The organism is Haliea sp. E17 (assembly GCF_048323675.1).
GTDB lineage: Bacteria > Pseudomonadota > Gammaproteobacteria > Pseudomonadales > Halieaceae > Mangrovimicrobium.
This window is the reverse complement of record NZ_JBLWFK010000006.1, coordinates 134,102-153,862: the sequence shown is the minus strand read 5'-3', so window position 1 is coordinate 153,862 and position 19,761 is coordinate 134,102. Positions and strand designations below refer to the sequence as shown.

Below are 19,761 nucleotides of genomic sequence, written 5' to 3'. Positions count from 1 at the left end.
ATCAGGTCTTGTTAGCAAACAGTGCTTTGCAAAATGCCACTCTCCTCAGGCGAACTCGCCCCCGGCTGCGGCCTTCTCGCGCAGGATTTCCGGTGGGGAAAAGCGTTCGCCGTAGCGTTCCGTCAATTCATCGGCCCTTAGCAGGAAGGCCGGCAGGCCGCGTTTACCCCGGTATTCCCAGGTGTTCGCCACCTGCAGGAAGCCGCCGCTCCAGGCCGGCGCGCCGATGCCCAGCAGGGAGCCGACATTGCCGTCCGCCACCGAGCGCAGCACGCCCTCCTCGAGGCAGCGAATGCTCTCGATGGCCTGGCGAAACAGGATGCGATCCCTGATGTCTTCCTCCGGCAGGCTGACTTCGGGTTTGTGAAACAGTTCGTAGAGCTTCGGCCAGACCTGCTTGCTGCCGTCTTCCGCATACTCGTAGAAGCCGCCGCCGTGGTAGCGTCCGCCGCGGCCGAACTCCAACACCATCATTTCCGCCAGGTCCGCGTTGAAGCTGTTGTCGCTGCGAGTGCCGAATACGCCCAGTTCGCGGTGGGTTTCCGCCACCTTGCGGGTGAGTTCCTGGCTCACTTCGTCCTGTACCGTCAGCGGCCCCACCGGCATGCCGACCTGCTTGCCCATGGCGTCGATCAGCACCGGGTCCAGGCCTTCCTTCAGCAGGCGCGCGCCCTCGTCCATGTAGGTGCCGAAGACGCGTGAGGTGTAGAAACCGAGGGAATCATTGACCACGATCGGGGTCTTGCGGATCTGTCGGGCGTAATCGAAGGCTTTGGCCAGGGTAGCGTCGCTGGTCTTTTCGCCGCAGATGATTTCGATCAGCGGCATCTTGTCCACCGGGGAAAAGAAGTGGATGCCGATGAAGTTCTCCGGGTTCCGGCTCGCCTGCGCCAATTGGGTGATCGGCAGGGTCGAGGTGTTCGAGGCGAACACGCCACCGTCGATGAGCTGTGGTTCCGCGTCCCGGGTGACAGTGTTTTTCAGGGCCATGTTCTCGAACACAGCCTCGACAATCAGGTCGCAACCGGCCAGCTCAGCGTAATCGTCGGTGGGCAGGATGCGCGCGAGTACCTGGGCCTTTTCGGCTTCGCCTTTCTTGCCGCGGGCAATCAGCTTGTCGAAGACTTTGGCGGTATAGGCTTTGCCTTTCTCCGCCGCCTCCAGGCTGATGTCTTTCAATACCACCTCGATGCCGGCGACCGCGGAGCTGTAGGCAATGCCCTGGCCCATCATGCCGGCGCCGAGGATGCCGAGCTTTCTCACCGCGCTGCGCTCGATGCCCTGGGGTCGGCTGGCGCCGCTGTTGATGCGGTTCATCTGGAAAAAGCCGGAGGAAATCAGGTTCTTCGCCTGCGGCGTGGTCATCAGGTAGGCCAGCCCGCGGGATTCGGCGCGCAGCGCGGTGTCGAAGTCCACGGTTACGGCCTCTGCCGCTACTGCAAGGATCCGCTCCGGTGCGGGGAGCAGGCCGCGGGTCAGCTTGAAGGTCATCGCCGGCGCCGCAGACAGGACCTGGGTGACCTCGGGGTTCCAGATGTCGCCGCCGGGAATCCTGTGGCCCTTGCGGTCCCAGGGTTGCTGGCAGGCATCCGGGTTGGCGCGAATCCAGGCCTTTGCGACGGGTACCAGTTCCTCTGTAGTCGCCACCAGCTGATCCACGTAGCCGGCCTGCAGGGCTTCGGCAGGTTTCAGGCGCCGTCCTTCCAGCAGGTAGGGCAGGGCGGCTTTGAGGCCCAGCAGGTGGATCGAGCGCACGACGCCACCGCCGCCGGGCAGCAGGCCCAGGGTGACTTCCGGCAGGCCGATCTGCGCGGCCGGGGAATCCAGCAGCAGCCTGTAGTTGCAGGCCAGGCAGATCTCCAGTCCGCCGCCGAGGGCCGCGCCGTTGATCGCCGCCACCACCGGTACCGGCAGTTTTTCCAGCCGCCGCAGGGGCGCCTTGACGCCGCTCTCAACCAGTTGGAACTGCGCTGCTTCTTCACCTTTTTCCGCCGCCAGGATGTCCTTGAGGTCGCCGCCGGCGAAAAAGGTGTCCTTGGCCGAGGCGATGACCACGCCGCTCAGTGTGTCTTCCTTTTCCAGTCGCTCGACGACGGCGGCCATGGCGTCGCGGAACTGGGCGTTCATCGCGTTTACCGGGCCGTCCATGTCCATGGTCACGGTGACGATGCCGTCCGTGTCGCGGTCGTAGATAAATCCGTGCAGGTTCTCTGCCATGCTGTGTTCCCTCTTCAGAATCCTGTTGTTGGCGTCGTTGCCCTGGCGCGCAGTGTCAGACGCGTTCGATAATCGTGGCGATTCCCTGGCCGCCGCCGACGCACAGGGCTACCAGTGCGCGCTTCAGTCCGCGCCGTTCCAGTTCATCCAGCACCGTGCCTACCAGCATGGCGCCGGTGGCCCCCAGGGGGTGACCCAGGGCAATCGCGCCGCCGTTGACGTTGGTGATCTCCGGGCTGATATCGAGGTCGCGCATGAAGCGCAGCGCCACCGACGCGAACGCCTCGTTGATCTCCCACAGGTCAATGTCGCCCACCTGCAGGCCGGCCTTTGCCAGCGCCTTGCGCGCCGCGGGCGCCGGGCCGAGCAGCATGATGGTGGGGTCACTGGCCAGCACCGCGGTGGCCACGACCCGCCCGCGGGGCGTCAGGTTGAGCTCCCTGCCAACGGCCTCGCTGCCGATCAGCACCGCGGAGGCGCCGTCGACGATGCCGGAGGAATTTCCCGGGGTGTGGACGTGGTTGATCACGGGTATCTGCGGGTATTTCGATAGAACGACATCGTCGAAGCCCATACTGCCGAGCATTTCGAAGGAGGGTTTCAGGCCGGCCAGGGCTTCCATCGTGGTGTCCGGCTTGATGAATTCATCGCGCGCGAGGATGGTCATGCCGTTGAGATCGGTGACCGGTACCACCGAGCGGTCGAAGTAGCCCTGGTCCCGCGCGGCCGCGGCGCGGTGCTGGGATTGCAGGGCGAAGGCATCGACGTCCTCGCGGCTCCAGCCGCCGAGAGTGGCGATGGTGTCGGCGCCGATGCCCTGGGGCGCGGCGCGGTCGTGGAAACTCATTTCCGGGTCGTTGATCCAGGCGCCGCCGGCGGCGCCCATCGGCACCCGCGACATCGATTCGACCCCACCGGCCACGACCAGGTCCTCCCAGCCGGAGGCCACCTTCTGTGCGGCGATATTGACGGCTTCCAGGCCCGATGCGCAGAACCGGTCGAGCTGTACACCGGCGACGCTGCTGTCCCAGTCGGCAAACTGCACTGCGGTCTTGGCGACGTCCCCGCCCTGTTCCCCCACCGGCGAGACACAGCCCAGCACCACGTCGTCCACGCGACTGGTGTCGAGGTCGTGGCGGCTTTGCAGCGCGCGCAACAGCCCCGCGGCGAGCGCGACCGGTTTGATCTCGTGCAGCGAGCCGTCGCGCTTGCCCCTGCCACGTGGGGTGCGCAGGGCGTCATAGATAAATGCGGGTTCTGGCATCAGTCAGTCCTTCAATTCAGGTGGGCGGGGACGCAGAGTCACCGCGGTTTAGCCGGAGGGAATCTGCAGCATCGCCCGCAGGCTGTGCTTGCAGCTCTCCAGCAGTTCGGCCAGCGCGACTTTTTTCGGATTCACCAGCCACTGGTAAATCGCCCCGAAAATCAGTGCGCAGTACTGTTCCGCGAAACGCTCGCGGGAAAGCTGTTGATGTGCCTGGCCCTGGGCGATGGCCTCCTCCGCCCATTGCATGGCCTGGCGGCGCTGGCTGGAGTGAATCTTGTCCAGCGCCTGGGTCATCTCCGAGTGGTGGTCGATGCTGTAGTAGTAGAGGTTGAACATCGCCCGCAGCTCGTCCGGCGCGCTCTTGACGTAGTTCTGCAGCGCGCTCACCGCGAGGATGACGGTGTCCAGCCCCTGTGAATCGCCGACGGTTTTATCCAGCTCCTCGCACCAGGACAGGTGCAGGTGGCCGATCAGGGCGGCGAAAAAAACGTCCTTGGTGCCGTAGCGGTAGGCGGCCAGCCCGCGGCTGTAGCCGGCGCTGATACCGATATCGGTCAGCGTGGTGCGCTCCGGTCCGCGCTCGATGATCAGCTGGATCGCCGCATCGAACATCTGCCGGTCGGATTCCGCGGAGCGCTCCGCCTGGGTGCGTCGTTTCTCGGCCTTGGCCATTGAAAATTCCTCTTTATTGCCGTGGTGGGGGAAGCCCGAGTATCCGTCAATTGCCGGCGCAGGTCTCTGCTGCCCCCACTCGCGGAGAAGATTAGCACTAAAACATGCTTGCAACAAACAAGTAAATTATCTAGGATGCATTCCAGTCGCGAATGAGGATAAGAAATGCAGCGCAGCGAGTTCCACGACGAGCACCATATGTTCCGCGAATCGGTCCGCCGTTTTTTGCAGGCCGAAGCGGTTCCGCATATGGACGAATGGCGCCGCCAGGGCGCGGTGGACCGCGACATCTTCCGCAAGGCGGGGGAGCAGGGCTTCCTGTTCATGTGGGGTGATGAGCAGTACGGCGGCCTGGGCATCAACGATTTCCGCTACGACCAGATCCTGATCGAGGAACTCTACCGGGTCGCCTGTGGCGATATTTTCCTCAGCACCCACAACCGGCTGGTGGGCCGCTACCTCGGCCGGCTGGCCTCGGAAGAGCAGAAACAACGCTTCTTTCCCGGCTGCATCAGCGGCGAGACCATTCTCGGCATTGCCATGACCGAGCCCGATACCGGTTCCGACCTCGCCGCGATGAAAACCCGGGTCGAGGATTGCGGCGACCACTGGCGCCTGAGCGGGACCAAGACCTATATCTCCAACGGAATTATCGGCGACCTCTTCGTCGTGGCCGCGCGCAACCCCGCTGCCGGTGACCGCGCTATAGGCCTGTTCCTGGTGGAGCGCGGAATGGAAGGTTTCTCCCGCGGCCGCAACCTGGAAAAGCTGGGCATGAAGGCCCAGGACACCGCCGAGCTGTTCTTCGACAGTGTGCGGATTCCCAGGGGCAACGCACTGGGCGATCCGGCCCGCGGTTTCTACTACCTGATGGAGAACCTCGCCGAGGAACGGGTGCAAAGCGCCACCTGCTCGCTGGCCAATGCCAGCGCCGCCATGGCCGAGGCCCTGGACTACACCCGCGAGCGCCTGGTGTTCGGCCGTCCGGTGGCCAGTTACCAGAACACCCGCTTCCAGTTCGCCAGCCTGCAGACCGAGATCGACATCGCCCAGGTCTACCTCGACCGTTGCGTGACCGAGCTGAACAGGGACGCGCTGGCCGCCGAGGACGCGGCGCGGGTCAAACTGTTCTGTTCGGAGCTGGAGGGCAGGGTGGTCGACCAGTGCCTGCAGTTCTACGGCGGTGCCGGCTACATGGACGAGTACCTGATTTCCCGGCGCTATGCCGATGCCCGTATTTCCCGCATCTACGCCGGCACCAGCGAGATCATGCGCGAAATCATCGCGCGCAAGATGGGCCTGGATTACCGCGATGCCTGAGCGGAAGGCACAGGCGGGGCAGAGGAGAAACTAATGCGTACGCGTATCACCGAATTGCTGGGAATCGAGGTGCCCATCATCCAGGGGGGGATGATGTGGGTCGGTCGCGCCCAACTCGCCTCAGCGGTATCCAATGCAGGCGGGCTCGGCATTCTCACCGCGCTGACCCAGCCCTCCCCTGAGGAGCTTTACCGGGAGATCCAGCGCTGCCGCGACCTTACGGACAAGCCGTTCGGCGTCAACCTGACCCTGCTGCCGACGATCAACCCGGTCCCCTACGCGGAGTACGCGCAGGCGGCCATCGATGGCGGTGTGCGCATCGTGGAGACCGCCGGGCGCAGCCCGGAAGAGTTCATGCCGCTGTTCCAGCAGCACGGCGTCAAGGTCATCCACAAATGCACCTCGGTGCGCCACTCGCTGAAGGCCGAGGCGATCGGCTGTGACGCGGTGAGCGTGGACGGTTTCGAGTGCGCCGGCCATCCGGGTGAAGACGACGTCACCAACCTGGTCCTGCTGCCGGCGGCGGCCGCGAAACTGTCCATTCCGATGGTCGCCTCGGGGGGCATCGGCAATGGCCGGCAGATGGCGGCGGCGATGCTGCTCGGCGCCGAGGGCGTGAATATGGGCACGCGCTTCGTGGCAACCCGCGAAGCGCCGGTGCACCACAACCTCAAGCAGGCCATGGTGGATGCCGACGAGCGCCAGACCGCGCTGATTTTTCGCAGCCTGCGCAACACCGCCCGGGTCTTCCGCAACAGTGTCGCCGAGCAGGTGCTGGCCATCGAGGGACAGCCTGGCGCGACCGACTTCGCCGACCTGCAACCGCTGGTCGCGGGCGTGCGCGGTCGCGAGAAAGTGCTGGAAGGCGGTGACATCGAGGACGGTATCTGGACCGCCGGCCAGGTTATCGGCCTGATCGAGGACATCCCCAGCTGCGCTGAACTGCTGGCGAGGATGGTCACCGAAGCGCGCGCTGAGCTGCAGCGGGTGAATGCGGCGTTTGCCGCCGGAACGCTGGCCAGCAACGACGCTGGCGCGACGGCGGAGGAGGGGGCTTCCCGACAGAACATCCATTGAACAGAAAGCCAGGAAACGGGAAGACCGCCCCGCCGGGGCAAGAGAACTAATTATAACTAGCTCAGGAGACTGATCTCATGGCGAACAAACTGAATACCTCAAACCGCGCGCTGGCCAATGGCGTGCTCGCCGCGGCGGTAGCGGCGCTGACCACAGGTCCGGTAGCGGCCGCCGATGGCGGCACGGCCTTCCAGCTGGAGGAAGTGGTGGTCACCGCCCAGCGCCGGGTGGAAAACATGCAGGACGTACCGGTGGCGGTCACCGCGGTGTCCGCCTACGACATGGAAATGGCCCGGGTCGACAGCATCATGGGCATCCAGCAGATATCCCCGACCATCGAGTTCGACGTCACCAACAGCGCCGCGAACAGCGCGAATATCCTGATTCGCGGTATCGGTACGGTGGGTAACAGCCGGGCCTTCGAGGGCGCGGTCGGGGTCTTTGTCGATGGCGTCTACCGTACCCGCGCCGGCCAGGCCATGCAGAACTGGCTGGATATCGACAGCCTGCAGATCCTGCGCGGTCCCCAGGGAACCCTGTTCGGCAAGAACACCAGTGCCGGCGCGCTGCTGTTGACCAGCCGCGCGCCGACCCTGGACGAGATGATCGTCGACTACAGCATCGACGTCGGCAGCTACGACAAGCGCATGGTCCGCGGCGCCCTCAACCTGCCGGTGGGCGAAACCATGGCCGTGCGCGTCGCGGGCCTGTGGGGCGAGCAGGAGGGGATCATCGACAACCCGAACGGCGGCGAATACAACGACCGCAAGCCGCGCGCGTTGAAAGCCCAGTTCCTGTTTGCGCCCTCCGACAACTTCGAGGCCCACCTCATCCTCGACTGGTCCGACGAGCAGAACAACTGCTGTTACGGCCAGGTGGACGCCGTCGACGGACCCACCCAGCCGCTGATCGACGCGCTGATCCTGGCGCGCGGCAAGAAACTGCCGTCCGCGGATTTCGACGACTACGAGCAGGTGTTGAGCTTCGATACGGACCAGCAGATCGAGGACCAGGGCGCGGTGCTCACGCTGAACTGGGAATTGCCCGGGGGCCAGGTGCTGAACTCGGTCACTGGCTACCGCGACTGGCGCATAGAACAGGACAACATGGATGCGGACTTCACCGGTGCCAACATCTTCAGTATCAACGAGTACCTGGAAACCGAGATGTTTTCCCAGGAGTTGACCCTGAGCGGGGACCTCGATGGCTTTGGTCCCTTCGACGCGGCGGATTACGTGTTCGGCCTGTACTACGCGGACGAGGATATCGACGCGGGCAACCAACTGGTCTGGGGCGACCAGGCGCAGGTTTACTGGGATACCCTGCTGGGGTTCCAGGGGCTGCCCCCCGGCATCGCCGACGCCACCGCGGGTATCTGGGCGGAATCCCACATGCCCGCTTCCAGCAAGAGCTACGCCGCCTTCATGCACTGGAACCTCGATTTTACCGAGCGCTTCGGCATGAACGTGGGCCTGCGCTACTCCGAGGACGAGAAGGAAGGGCAGATGGACCAGGTCTACTTCACGCCGGTCCCGAACACCGTGTTCACCGTGCTCGGTGTACAGCCCGGCCCGGAGTACAAGGATAAATTCGACGACAGCGCGCTCACCGGCTCGCTGGCCTTCGACTACCGCTTCAGCGATTCGCTGATGGCCTACGTGTCCTACAGCCGCGGCTATAAATCCGGCGGCGTGAATATCGACAACACCGCGGCGGGTACCGTGGCCAACAACCCCGCAATTACGCCCGGCGCAATTCCCGAGGACCCGACCTACAAGTCGGAATTCATGGACGGTTACGAGATAGGCTTCAAGGCCGACTACCTCGGCGGTCATGCGCGCTCGAATTTCGCGGCCTTCTACAATGACATCGAAGACCTGCAGGTGGCGCAATTCCTCGGCACCCGCTTCTCCATCGACAACGCGCCGGATGCGGAAGTCTACGGCTTCGAGCTGGAGAACCAGCTCCTGCTGAGCGAGTCCTTCACCCTGGAATTCGATGTCGTGCACCTGGCGGAGGCGAAATTCGGCAACGACCCGATCATCGGTAACCTGGCGGACCGCGAATTCGCCCGGGCGCCCGACTGGGCGTCCAACCTGGCGCTGAACATGGACCAGCCGCTGGGCGACAACCTGGCGCTGTTCGGACGGGTCGGCCTGTCCTACAAGAGCGAGATCTATACCAACACCTCCAACGACTTCAAGGAAGACGACCAGACCACCTACACCGCCACCCTGGGCCTGCGCTCCATGTCCGGTGTCTGGAGTGTCTCGGCCTGGTGCCAGAACTGTTCCGACGAGCGTTTCGTGACCCAGCATTTCAATTCGCCCCTGCAAAGCGGCGATGCGAACGCCTACGTGTACTTCCCGCGTACCTACGGCCTGACGCTGCGCGGGTCGTTCTGATCACGGTGGGGTTCCCGTGGGCTGCGCGCCGACATGCGGCAGCTCACGGGCTTTTTATCCAGCGGTCGGGGCGCTGGAATGCGAGCCCGACGCGAATTGGCAGTGGGGCCGGGACAGCCAGCTGTTCCTGGCCGGAAGGCGGGCGTAAGCTGTAGGGCCCGCAGAAAATAGCCACCCGGCGCCGGCACAGGGCGCCTGGAAAAGGAGTAGAAACAGATGTTGCCGAGAACCCTGTACGGTCCCGAGCACGAGGAATTCCGCCGCACCGTGCGCCGTTTCATGGAGACGGAAGTCGTCCCCTTTCACGAGGCCTGGGAGCGCCAGCAGCACGTGGACCGCGACCTGTGGTACCGCGCCGGCGAACTGGGCCTGCTCTGCCTGACCGTGCCGGAGGCCTACGGCGGTATCGGCGTGGACCGCTCCTACAGCGCGGTGCTGATGGAGGAACAGAGCTACTGCGGCGCCACCGGGCCCGGTTTTGCGGTGCACTCCGACATCGTCGCCAATTACATCCTGAATTTCGGCCGCGAGGAGCAGAAGCAACACTGGCTGCCGAAAATGGCCAGCGGCGAGGCGATCGGGTCGATTGCCATGAGCGAGCCTGGTACCGGGTCGGACCTGCAGTCGATCCGCACTTCCGCGGTGAAGGACGGCGATGATTACGTCATCAATGGCTCAAAGATATTCATCACCAACGGCTATCTCTGCGATATCGCCGTGGTGGTCTGCCGCACCGGCGAGAGTGGGTCCGGCGCGAAAGACCTGTCGCTGATCCTGGTGGAAGCCGGGCGCGAGGGTTTCACCAAGGCCAAACCGCTCAACAAGGTGGGCATGAAGGCCCAGGACACCTGCGAGCTGTTCTTCGACAATGTGCGCGTGCCGCAAAGCAACCTGCTGGGCGAGGTGGAAGGCGCGGGCTTCGGCCAGCTGATGCGCGAACTGGCCTGGGAGCGCCTGATCATCGCAATCCTCTCCGTGGCCACCGCCCAGGCGGCGCTGGACACCACGCTGGAATACACCCGCGAGCGCAAGGTCTTTGGCCAGGCTGTGGCGGACTTCCAGAACAGCCGTTTCAAGCTGGCGGAAATGAAAACCGAGATCGCCGTCGGCCAGGTGTTTGTCGACCGCTGCATCGAGCAGGTGTTGAACAATGCGCTGACGCCGGAGGCCGCCGCCGCCGCCAAACTGTGGACCTCGGAAATGCTCTGCCGGGTGGTCGACGAGGGCGTACAGCTGCACGGCGGCTACGGTTACATGCTCGAGTACCCCATCGCCCGGGCCTACATCGATTCGCGCGCCGGACGTATCTACGGCGGTACCAACGAGATCATGAAAGAGCTGATCGCCCGGAGCCTCTGATGAACGCCGCGACCAGGCTCGACTTTCCCTCGCCGCTGCACGCCCTTGCGCACTGGGTCGAGGTACAGGGCGACAGCACTTACCTCACCCAGCCGCTCGCCGACGGCAGTGTCATCGAGCTGAGCTGGCGGCAGGTCGACGAGCAGGCGCGCCGGTTGGCCAGTTACCTGCTTGCCCTCGGCTTGCCGCCGCGCAGTAACATTATCCTCTCGGGCAAGAACTGCGCCCACTGGGTGATTGCCGACCTCGCTATCTGGATGGCCGGCCACGTCAGCGTGCCGATCTACCCGACGCTCAATGCGCAGACGACGCAGTATATCCTTGAGCACTGCGCCGCCGGCCTGTTCTTTGTCGGCCGCCTCGGCGGGGTGGACGACAGCTGGAACGAGGTACGGGAAATTATTCCTGCACAGATGCCGCTGGTGCGCCTGCCGGATTCGCCGGAAGTGCGCGGGCAGACCTGGGAGAACATCCAGCGCGAATACCCGCCGCTGGCGACCATCGAGCACCGCGGTGTCGACGACCTGGCGACCATCGTCTATACCTCCGGGACCACCGGCAGGCCCAAGGGCGTCATGCACTCTTTTCACTCCCTGACCGCGCCCTGCCGCAGTACTGCCGAGGTGTGGCACCCCTCGCCGACGGATCGCATGCTGTCCTACCTGCCGCTGGCCCATGTCGCCGAGCGGGTGGCGGTGGAGATGCCCTCGCTGGTCTTTGGCTTCCCGCTGTTTTTCAATCTCTCCCTGGAAACCTTTGCAGCGGACCTGAAGCGGGCGCGTCCCACGCGCTTCTTCAGCGTGCCGCGCCTGTGGACCAAGTTCTACCAGACGGTGAACGCGCATATCCCGCCATCTCGCCAGCGGCTGTTGTTTTCGCTGCCGCTGGTTTCAGGGGTGGTGAAAAGGAAAATCCTTACCCAACTGGGACTGGACGCCGCGCGGCTGTGTTTTACCGGGGCCGCGCCGATGCCCTCGAATATCCTGCAGTGGTACCGCGGCCTCGGCCTGGAACTGCTGGACGTGTTCGGCATGAGTGAAAACGCCGCGACCTCGCACGCCTCGCCGCCCGGCGCCGCGCGTCCCGGTTACGTTGGCGTGCCGCTGCCGGGAGTCGAATGCCGTATCGACGAGAGCGGCGAGGTGCTGGTGAAAAGTCCCGGCCAGATGCTGGGCTACTACCGCATGGAAGAGGTATCGAACGAACTGCTTACCGGGGACGGCTTCTTCCGCACCGGTGACCGGGGGGTGATTTCCGATGACGGCTACCTGAAGATCACCGGCCGGGTAAAGGAGCTATTCAAGACCAGCAAGGGCAAGTACGTGGCCCCGGTGCCGATCGAGAACAAGCTTGCCGCCCACCCCTTTGTCGAGGTGTCCTGTGCCACCGGGCCGGGGGAGCCGCAGCCCTTCGCACTGGTGGTACTGTCGCCGGAACTGGATCTGGCCGCTGGCCGCGAACGCATCGAATCGGAACTGGCTGCCCTGGTGGAGGGCACCAACCAGTCCCTGGAGGAGCACGAACGGCTGGACTACCTCGTGGTCGTCAACGAGCCCTGGACCATCCAGAGCGGCATGCTGACACCGACCATGAAGTTGCGCCGCGAAGCCGTCGAAGACCGGTACCTGCACCGCGCGGAGGAGTGGCGGGAGATGCAGCGCAAGGTGATCTGGGAGTAGGCGTGGGAACTTCGATCATGTCAGCTTGCCGGCCGCACGACTGCGGGCAGTGCGAGTGCAGGTGGTCGCCCGCATCGGTGTGTAGGGGCAGAATGCCCCAGGAATAGCTGTTACGGAGATATCCGCTATGGCCCCGCTACTTGAAGTCCTGCTGGAAAAGCCTGCCCCTTACGACGAGGAAGCACTCTTCGCCTGTTTCGACAGCCTGGCCGCGGTCGAACCCGGGCAACTGCAGGGTGACTGGTCCGGCGGATTGCTCGCGACCGGGCACCCGGGCGAGGGCAGGCTCGCCGCGCTCAACTGGGTGGGGAAGAAGTTTGTGGACCCGAACCAGGTGTACCCGATAATCGTCTCCACCGATGGTGGAGGGCGAGAGATCAGCGAAGTGATGGGACAGGCCTCCCTGCGCGAGGTGAAATACCGCGGCGGCGTGACCACCGCGATGATCTACGATGTGCATCCGGTCATCGATTATTTCCGCGCCTTCGATGACGATACCGTTCTGGGGGTGATGGACTACAAGGGGGTGCCGGCCCCGCTGTTTTTCTACCTGCGCCGGCTCTGATTCGTTCTGGCGGCCCCGGCCTGTGCGAGCCGCACAGGCCCGTTTCCGTTTATTCCTCGTGGTTGGGGCCGTACAGCCCTACACCCAGTTCCCCGGCGATGTAGCGGATCGCCTTCATCCCGCGCACCGAGTTGCCCGCCTCATTGAGCGGCGGTGAGAAGGTGGCGATGGCGAACTTGCCGGGCACCACGGCGACGATACCGCCGCCCACCCCGGTTTTTGCCGGTAGGCCGGCGCTGTACATCCATTCACCGGACTCGTCGTAAAAGCCAGCGGTAGCCATGATGGCCAGCAGTTCCGGCACGTCCTCGGCATCCAGCAGGCGCTTGCCGGTTTTCGGGTTGACGCCGCTGTTGGCGAGGGTGGCCCCCATCATCGCCAGGTCCACGGTGTTGATGCCGATGGAACACTGCTTTGTGTAGACCCGCAGGGCCTCCTCCGGGTCGCTGTAAAGGCGGCCGTAGTTGTACAGCAGGTTGGCGATACCGCGGTTGCTCCAGGCGCTCTCGTACTCGGAGTTATAGACCTCCTCCAGTACATTGAGCGGGCGACCGGCGTAGTCGCTGATGTTGCCCAGCACCTTGCGCCAGCGCTCTTCCTCGCTACTGGCTTCCACCAGGCTGACCGCCGCAATTGCCCCGGCGTTGACCAGCGGGTTCACCGAGCGTTCCGGGTAGAGTTCCAGCGCCAGCTTGGAGTTGAAGGGCAGGCCGGTGGGCTCAACGCCGATCTTCTCGCGCAGGGTTTTTGCGCCCTGCTCGTGCATGATCAGCGAGGCGGTAAAGGGTTTGGAGACAGACTGGATGGAGAATACGTAGTCGAGTTCACCGGCGCTGTAGATCTTGCCGTCTTTGGTCGCGATAACCACGCCGAACATATCGCTGGGCACGGTGGCGAGGATCGGAATGTAATCGGCGTTCTTGCCATCGGTCACATCCTTGAACCGGGCATAGGCCGCGTCCACCACTTGCTGCAGCTGGTCGGGGCTGGGGCTGGCCGCCTGTGCCCACTGGGCACAGAGAGTGCCCAGGGCGATCAGCACGGTGAAGCTGGAGCGTAAAATCAGTTTCATGGCTTGCCACTCTGTACGGGAATGGGATGAGCTTAGACTGGCAGGTCGGGGGCGACAAGCGGGCGAGGCCCCTCGCCGCCGCTGGTGATGCCGGGTTTTGGGGTGCGGGTAACGGGAGTATTGCCCGGGCTCAGCGATTTTGCGCCTGCGGAATGACCTCCCATTCCGGCGCCTCGTATTCGCCGATCACACGCACATTCACAAACTCCGCCTGCTCGGCAATGATGCGCTGCACCTCTTCGCTTGGAGTGCCTTCCATGGCGTCGCGTCGGGCCTTGGATTCCCAGGTGGCGATGGCCAGCAGGGTGTCCGGCTGGCCGATCTTGCGGTGCAGGCGGGTACCCATCGCCCCCGGCGCCTGCTGGATGATCTCGCTGGCGCGCACCCAGGCATCGGCATAGCGCTCCGGCGGGTAGCCGGGCGCCATGGTGACCTCAAAGATGAAGTGCATCGGGCAGGTGTACCTCTTCCAGCCGGTCGATGGCGGTGGCCAGGGCGAAATCCCGGGTGGTGATCCCGTGTGCCTCATGGGTGGTGAGGTCAATGGTCACACAGTTGTAGACGTTGCTCCATTCGGGGTGGTGATTGGCTCGCTCCGCCAGCAGCGCCACCTGGGTCATGAAGCCGAAGGCACTGACAAAATCCTTGAATTCAAAGGTGCGGTGCAGCTTCGCGTCTTTCAGCTCCCAGTCGGGCAGGTCATGCAGTCGGGTATTCACTTCATCTGGCATCAGGGGAGCAATGGACATGGCAGACCTCCGGTGTGGCTGTTTCTGCACAGTATAGACTGTGCAGAAACAGTAGAAGTCCCGGGTGAAGACCTAGCGGAAGCAGGCCGCGGCTATCTGCGCAACGTGCCGGTAATCGCTGCCGCAGCAGCCACCGAAGACCTGCAGGCCGGGCAGCAACTGGCGTAGCTCGCGGTAGTCGCTGCCGAATTCCTCGGGATTGCCCGCATCCAGTTCCTCGGCGGCGTCGAGTTCCGCGTGGCTGCACCTGGAGGCATTGGCGCGGATGCCCCTGATCCGCTGCAGCCAGGCGCCGCCTTCGCGCAACAACGGGTTGAAGTGGGTGGGATGGGCGCAATTGATCATGAAATACACCGGATAGCTGTCGCTGATTTCATCCACCGCCCTGACCGCGGCTTCCAGTCCCTCGCCGGAAGGCAGGCGGGCATCGGTTTCCACGGTGAAAGACAGTACCACAGGAATACCGGCTTCCTTCGCCGCGAGGGCGATCCCCTGCGCCTCCTCGATGTAGTTGAGGGTAAATGCACTGGCCAGGTCCGCCCCGGCGGCGACAAAGGCCGCTATCTGTTTAGCGTGGTAGTCACGCGCCTCGGTGGCTGTCATGCGGGTCTGCACGGCGTAGCCATCGCCGCGCGGGCCGATGTTGCCGCTGACCAGCACCGGGGAGACATCCGCGTAGTCCTGGCGCAGGGCCTGCATCAGTTCCACCGCGGCGCGATTCACCCCGTCCAGGTCGTCGGCGCTGTAGCCCATCTGGCTGCCCCAGTCTTCGCTGGCGCGCCAGGTGGGGGTCTCCAGGATAAACCCGGTGCCGTAGTCGCGGGCCAGGTCGAGGTAGCGCCGGTAGTAGTTCACCAGTGCATCCCGCCCCCAGTCGGTGGAGAGCAGGTCGAAGGAGGCAAAGTTCGGCAGGTCGATGCCGTGGTTGAAGATGAGATCCGTCTCCAGGCCTGCATCCGTTAACAGCGGCTGGTCGCCAAGTTGAGCGCGCAGGCTTTCGGTTCTAGTATTCATGGTTTCCGTACTCCAGTTCGGTTTATGTCTTGTGCGTCGGAATGGCCACTTCACGGTGGCAGGAACTTTAATCCCGGGCGCGATTTCCATCCAGTGGACCACTGGTACGGTTTTGTGTTTATTTACTTTCTAAAGGCAATCAATCACTTGCGCGTAATCATGGCAGTGCATTGGGGATGGTCGCCAGCGACATGCCCGTTTACTGTACCGCAGGTACAGTAAACGGGGAGGAAATCACGTGGGAGGGACAGGGATATGGCCCAGCGCGGTGAAGACCGGCGGGAAAAAATACTCGCCGTGGCGGAAGCAGCGATACTGCAAAAGGGATTTTCCGCCACCTCGATAGAGGAAATCCTGGAAAAGGCGCACATCACCAAGGGCGGCTTTTTCTACCATTTTCCGGACAAGCGCGAACTGGCCCGCGCCCTGGTGGAGCGCTACCTGGCATCCGATATGGACTTCTTCACCAGCGTGAAGGACCGGGCGCAATCACTCAGCGAGGACCCGCTGCAGCAGATGCTGCTGTACATGAACCTGCTGGCCGAGGCCATGGAGAACTTGGAAGAAGTCCATCCCGGTTGCCTGGTGGCCTCCTTTACCTACGAAAGCCAGTTACTGGACGATGAAATACACGGCATGATCGCCTCCGGCGCTGTGCAGTGGCGGGAAATGTTCGGCAGCATGCTGGCGAATATCGAGCAGGTTTACACCCCGAACACCGAAGTCGACATCGACGAACTGGCGGACATGCTCAGTGCGGTGATCGAGGGCGGCATCCTGCTGTCACGTATTTTCAGCGACAACACCGTGCTGGTGCAGCAACTCAAGCAGTACCGGAACTACATCAAGCTGCTGTACACCCCCCTGCACTGATTACGCGGGCTTGCGGACGACGCAGACCTGGTCGCCGTAGTAGTTGTTGCTGAAGTTGCAGACCACTTCGGCGCTGGATGCCCGGGGGCGGCTGGCGATGGCGTCGCGCAGGTAATTCCTGATCGTTTGCATGGGATTGTCCTCCGTTTCGGGAAAGTATCCGCAGCTATGGTGGGCAGGTAAATTTGAATAAACCGATTTTTAGTATCGAACTGTATGAACTATTCGTATTGAACTCATCAAGTGGGCAAGCCCGGCAAGACCAGTCAGCGGGACGCGCATACTGCGCGCCCTGGCCGGCAACGTTACGATCCCTTGAAAAAACGAGTTGACGGGAAAGCGCATTTAGCGGAGTAAAATTGACCAAATAGTGTATTTAGCTGTTTTCTATTTTGAAGCCAATTTTTAACGTAACCTGAAAATGTGCGACCTCTCCATCAACTATATGACCACGCGTGTCTTGTACCTCAAACCATTCCAGGTTTCTTGTAGTCTTATTCGCTTGTTGTATGGCGTTGCGTATTGCGTCATCAATGCCATGTTTGGATGAGCCGACAATTTCGATTTTCTTGTAAGTGTGGTGATCAGACATTGTAGCTTCCTTTTATTAAATCGAATTTATAGCATAGCGGTAAAAAGTATTGTGCAGTTCCATCAGGTTGGCAAGGTTGGCAAGGTTGGCTCATAAAGGTCTATTGATTTAGCGGTTGCCCTGTTCAGGCGTTATTGAAAATAACGAAAAATTAACCGGGCAGCTGGGTCCGTGCTGTTTGGTAGTTATCGGGCCGCAACCTGAAGTATTGGACGGGAGATGGCCTCTGGCCTTCTGCTCTATAAGAATCGTATGCTGAAAACATGGCCAACGTGTCTGGGGTTGCTAGCCGGGCTTTCGGCTCTGGCGGCCGGCTTGTCGGTCGGCCAGGATTCTCAGGAATGCTGGCAACTGGCTGCGCGATATACAGCTCGATTGTCTTACCCTTTCTTTCTTGTCACTTTCGTCGCTTCGTCAATCCAGCGACTGTACAGACGGCGATGGACTGTGGCATTGCTGCGGGACCGTAGATGGTGGGGGCTTGGGTTCGCGAGCTGCTTCTTTACCCATCTGGTGGCGCTATGCACTCACAGTTGGCTGATGGACCGGTTCCCGCCTGCGGGTCTCCATGATGGCGGTGTATGGGCTTACGCCGTCTTGCTGGCAATGGTTTTGACTTCGACGGCTGGGGCGCGCCGCCGCCTGGGGCGTGGGTGGAAAGTATTGCACCGCATCGGCATGTGGGGCTTCTTTTTCACCTTCGTGTTGAGCCCTTATTTTGATGCACTGTTTGCTCATGAAATGATTGGTTTCAATCCACTGACCGACCCCTATACATTGACTGGCGTCGCCGCGCTTGTGATCAGAATCGCAGCCTGGCGGCAACATAGAGCAATGCGCGTGCGTCGCCCGGCTGCCGCCTGACAATTTTATTCAGGCCGGTGCGTGACCTTGGCGTTGGCAAGGCATTGGCCCACAATCCGCATCCCGATTTATGTGATTTTAGAATAACAAAAGAATTTTATATTATTTATGGTCTTTAGCCGAAGTGCCTATATTGCCAGCTCCCAATACCTGAAAGGCTGTTTTTATGGAGTGGCAAGGCTGGTTCTCGTTGGCCCTGACGATAACCGCGTTGGGGGTTTTGACCTTTACCCGGGTCGGCCCGCACCTGGTCATGATGGCGGTGCTCACTATCCTCAGCGCCTTCGGTATCCTGACCAGCGCTGAGGCGCTGTCCGGATTTGCCAACTCCGGCCTGATCACGGTGGCTGCGATGTTCGTGGTCGCGGCGGGTATTCACGGGTCCGGGGGCATCGACCTGCTGGTCAACAAGGTGCTGGGGCACCCCGCCACGCTTCGCTCCGCCCTGGGCCGCATCTTTGTGCCGGTGATCGTTTTGAGCGGGTTCCTGAATAACACACCGGTTGTGGCCACCATGATTCCCGCCATCCATGCCTGGTCGCGCAGGATTCGTATAGCGCCTTCCAAGCTGATGATTCCGCTGAGTTTCACCGCCATCCTCGGGGGAACCCTGACCCTGATCGGTACCAGTACCAATCTCGTGGTCAACGGGCAGTACCGGGCGCTCACCGGCGAGGCCGGCTTTTCGCTGTTCTCCATTACCGCGGTCGGTTTGCCTGTAGCCCTGGCCGGGCTCGCCTTTATCTGGATTTTCTTTCCCCGCTGGTTGCCGGATCGCAGCGACAAACTGGCGTTTGGCAACCTGAGGGAATTCACCCTGGAGGTCACCGTAGACCCGAACGGGCCCCTGGTGGGAAAGAGCGTGGCGCAGGCGGGGCTTCGTCACCTCGAGCGGGTGTTCCTGGTGGAGGTCGAGCGTGCGGGAAATGTCGTGACTGCAGTGAGCCCGGAGGAGATTTTGCACGGCGGTGACCGCCTGGTATTTGCCGGCGATACCCAGGCAATCTCCGACCTGCTGCGGATCAACGGCATTATCCCCTCGCCCGAAAACGGCCATTCGGGCACGCTGGGCAAAGACCGGGCGGGGCGCTGCCTCGTAGAGGCGGTGGTGTCACCCCATTGCGGCGCGCTCGGCAGGAACATCCGCGATGCGAAGTTCCGCGATCGCTATGGCGCCGTGGTACTGGCCGTCGCCAGGAATGGCGAGCGGGTCAAGGGCAATCTTGGCACCACCCGGCTGGAAGCGGGCGATACATTGCTGCTGGAGGCGAGGCCGGCGTTTGTCACCCGGCAGCGCTACAACAGGGACTTTCTGCTGATCAATGACCTGGAGACGCGTACCCCGCGGCATGAGCGCGCGTGGCTCTCGTGGGGAATCCTGGTTGGCGTGGTGGCGGCTGCCGGTTTCGGTGTTATCTCGATGCTGAACGCCGCCCTGATCGGTGCGGGACTGATGATCATCACCGGTTGCTGTTCGCTCAGCCAGGCGGAAAAAAGCCTGGATTTGACCGTGATTATCACCATCGCGGCATCCTTTGCCCTGGGTGCGGCGCTGCAGAAAGCCGGGGTGGCTGCATTCCTGGCCAGCAACATTATCGATCTGAGTGGCGGCAAGCCCTGGCTGATGTTGATCCTTACCTATGTCGCGGTGTCCCTGCTCACCGAAACCATCACCAACAATGCCGCCGCTGTCCTGATGCTGCCGATTGTCCTGGAGATGACGGAGAAAGCGGGGTTGAATAACGAGCCTTTCGTGTTCGCCATCATGATGGCGGCCTCGGCGAGTTTCGCGACCCCGCTCGGCTACCAGACCAACCTGATGGTCTACGGCCCGGGCGGCTACCGCTTCAGTGATTTCCTGAAGGTCGGGTTGCCGATGAACCTGTTTGTCGGGGCGGTCACGCTCGCCGTGCTGTTTATCGGCTGGCCGCTGGCAGGAAAATAGTCCGCGCTGCCGCCGGTAATACAGCGTTCCGGATGTGGCGTGTCTGGACGGCGCAACTGCAGGGCAGGTTGCCGCTGTGCTGCGGATTGTT

General features: G+C 62.5%; 18 protein-coding genes. 9 read left to right on the top strand and 9 right to left on the bottom strand.

Features of this window, described 5'->3' with window-relative positions:
- Positions 1 to 45: 45 nt before the first annotated feature.
- From ACNKU3_RS16745 to ACNKU3_RS16735, 3 genes are read right to left on the bottom strand one after another with little or no spacing between them, the layout of a single operon-like run.
- Positions 46 to 2,217 (bottom strand): 3-hydroxyacyl-CoA dehydrogenase NAD-binding domain-containing protein, encoded by a 2,172-nt coding sequence (locus tag ACNKU3_RS16745; RefSeq protein ID WP_418260696.1) that lies wholly within the window; start codon positions 2,215 to 2,217, stop codon positions 46 to 48.
- A 55-nt stretch (positions 2,218 to 2,272) separates the two neighbouring features.
- A complete protein-coding gene (locus ACNKU3_RS16740) occupies positions 2,273 to 3,481 on the bottom strand; it encodes an acetyl-CoA C-acetyltransferase (protein ID WP_418260695.1) in 1,209 nt (402 codons plus the stop codon).
- Positions 3,482 to 3,529: 48 nt separating this feature from the next.
- Positions 3,530 to 4,156, bottom strand: a complete 627-nt coding sequence (locus ACNKU3_RS16735) for a TetR/AcrR family transcriptional regulator (protein ID WP_418260694.1) — start codon at positions 4,154 to 4,156, stop codon at positions 3,530 to 3,532.
- A gap of 165 nt (positions 4,157 to 4,321) precedes the next feature.
- Between ACNKU3_RS16735 and ACNKU3_RS16730 the strand changes: the two genes are divergently transcribed.
- From ACNKU3_RS16730 to ACNKU3_RS16705, 6 genes are all read left to right on the top strand, one after another.
- Entirely contained in the window at positions 4,322 to 5,476 is a 1,155-nt protein-coding gene (locus tag ACNKU3_RS16730) for an acyl-CoA dehydrogenase family protein (RefSeq protein ID WP_418260693.1), read from the top strand.
- A 33-nt stretch (positions 5,477 to 5,509) separates the two neighbouring features.
- On the top strand, positions 5,510 to 6,553 hold the full coding sequence (locus ACNKU3_RS16725; protein WP_418260692.1) for an NAD(P)H-dependent flavin oxidoreductase: 1,044 nt from the start codon (positions 5,510 to 5,512) through the stop codon (positions 6,551 to 6,553).
- Between the two features lie 77 nt (positions 6,554 to 6,630).
- The gene (locus ACNKU3_RS16720) at positions 6,631 to 8,958 is read left to right on the top strand and encodes a TonB-dependent receptor (RefSeq protein ID WP_418260691.1); all 2,328 of its coding nucleotides are present in this window, start codon (positions 6,631 to 6,633) and stop codon (positions 8,956 to 8,958) included.
- Between the two features lie 216 nt (positions 8,959 to 9,174).
- The gene (locus ACNKU3_RS16715; protein WP_418260690.1) at positions 9,175 to 10,317 is read left to right on the top strand and encodes an acyl-CoA dehydrogenase family protein; all 1,143 of its coding nucleotides are present in this window, start codon (positions 9,175 to 9,177) and stop codon (positions 10,315 to 10,317) included.
- Positions 10,317 to 11,996, top strand: coding sequence for an AMP-binding protein (locus ACNKU3_RS16710; protein WP_418260689.1), 1,680 nt, complete (start codon positions 10,317 to 10,319; stop codon positions 11,994 to 11,996). The genes ACNKU3_RS16715 and ACNKU3_RS16710 overlap by 1 nt, the downstream gene beginning before the upstream one ends.
- 127 nt (positions 11,997 to 12,123) lie before the next feature.
- A complete protein-coding gene (locus ACNKU3_RS16705) occupies positions 12,124 to 12,561 on the top strand; it encodes a DUF4334 domain-containing protein (RefSeq protein WP_418260688.1) in 438 nt (145 codons plus the stop codon).
- A gap of 49 nt (positions 12,562 to 12,610) precedes the next feature.
- On the opposite strand, the gene glsA is transcribed toward ACNKU3_RS16705, so the two are convergent.
- The 4 genes from glsA to ACNKU3_RS16685 form a co-directional block, all read right to left on the bottom strand.
- Entirely contained in the window at positions 12,611 to 13,633 is a 1,023-nt protein-coding gene (glsA, locus tag ACNKU3_RS16700; RefSeq protein ID WP_418260687.1) for a glutaminase A, read from the bottom strand.
- 130 nt (positions 13,634 to 13,763) lie between these two features.
- Entirely contained in the window at positions 13,764 to 14,084 is a 321-nt protein-coding gene (locus ACNKU3_RS16695; protein WP_418260686.1) for an antibiotic biosynthesis monooxygenase family protein, read from the bottom strand.
- A complete protein-coding gene (locus ACNKU3_RS16690; RefSeq protein WP_418260685.1) occupies positions 14,068 to 14,382 on the bottom strand; it encodes a 4a-hydroxytetrahydrobiopterin dehydratase in 315 nt (104 codons plus the stop codon). Before ACNKU3_RS16690 ends, ACNKU3_RS16695 begins: the two co-directional genes overlap by 17 nt.
- A gap of 72 nt (positions 14,383 to 14,454) precedes the next feature.
- On the bottom strand, positions 14,455 to 15,396 hold the full coding sequence (locus ACNKU3_RS16685) for a homocysteine S-methyltransferase family protein (RefSeq protein ID WP_418260684.1): 942 nt from the start codon (positions 15,394 to 15,396) through the stop codon (positions 14,455 to 14,457).
- Between the two features lie 255 nt (positions 15,397 to 15,651).
- On the opposite strand from ACNKU3_RS16685, the gene ACNKU3_RS16680 reads away from it, so the two are divergent.
- Positions 15,652 to 16,269: a TetR/AcrR family transcriptional regulator gene (locus tag ACNKU3_RS16680; RefSeq protein ID WP_418260683.1), complete on the top strand. Its 618-nt coding sequence runs from the start codon at positions 15,652 to 15,654 to the stop codon at positions 16,267 to 16,269.
- On the opposite strand, the gene ACNKU3_RS16675 is transcribed toward ACNKU3_RS16680, so the two are convergent.
- Together ACNKU3_RS16675 and ACNKU3_RS16670 are read right to left on the bottom strand one after the other, a co-directional pair.
- Complete coding sequence (locus tag ACNKU3_RS16675) at positions 16,270 to 16,401, bottom strand: hypothetical protein (protein WP_418260682.1); 132 nt, start codon at positions 16,399 to 16,401, stop codon at positions 16,270 to 16,272.
- Between the two features lie 244 nt (positions 16,402 to 16,645).
- A complete protein-coding gene (locus ACNKU3_RS16670) occupies positions 16,646 to 16,861 on the bottom strand; it encodes a dodecin (RefSeq protein WP_418260681.1) in 216 nt (71 codons plus the stop codon).
- A gap of 663 nt (positions 16,862 to 17,524) precedes the next feature.
- On the opposite strand from ACNKU3_RS16670, the gene ACNKU3_RS16665 reads away from it, so the two are divergent.
- On the top strand, positions 17,525 to 17,725 hold the full coding sequence (locus ACNKU3_RS16665; RefSeq protein WP_418260680.1) for a hypothetical protein: 201 nt from the start codon (positions 17,525 to 17,527) through the stop codon (positions 17,723 to 17,725).
- 166 nt (positions 17,726 to 17,891) lie between these two features.
- The gene (locus tag ACNKU3_RS16660; protein WP_418260679.1) at positions 17,892 to 19,670 is read left to right on the top strand and encodes an SLC13 family permease; all 1,779 of its coding nucleotides are present in this window, start codon (positions 17,892 to 17,894) and stop codon (positions 19,668 to 19,670) included.
- Positions 19,671 to 19,761 lie beyond the last annotated feature (91 nt).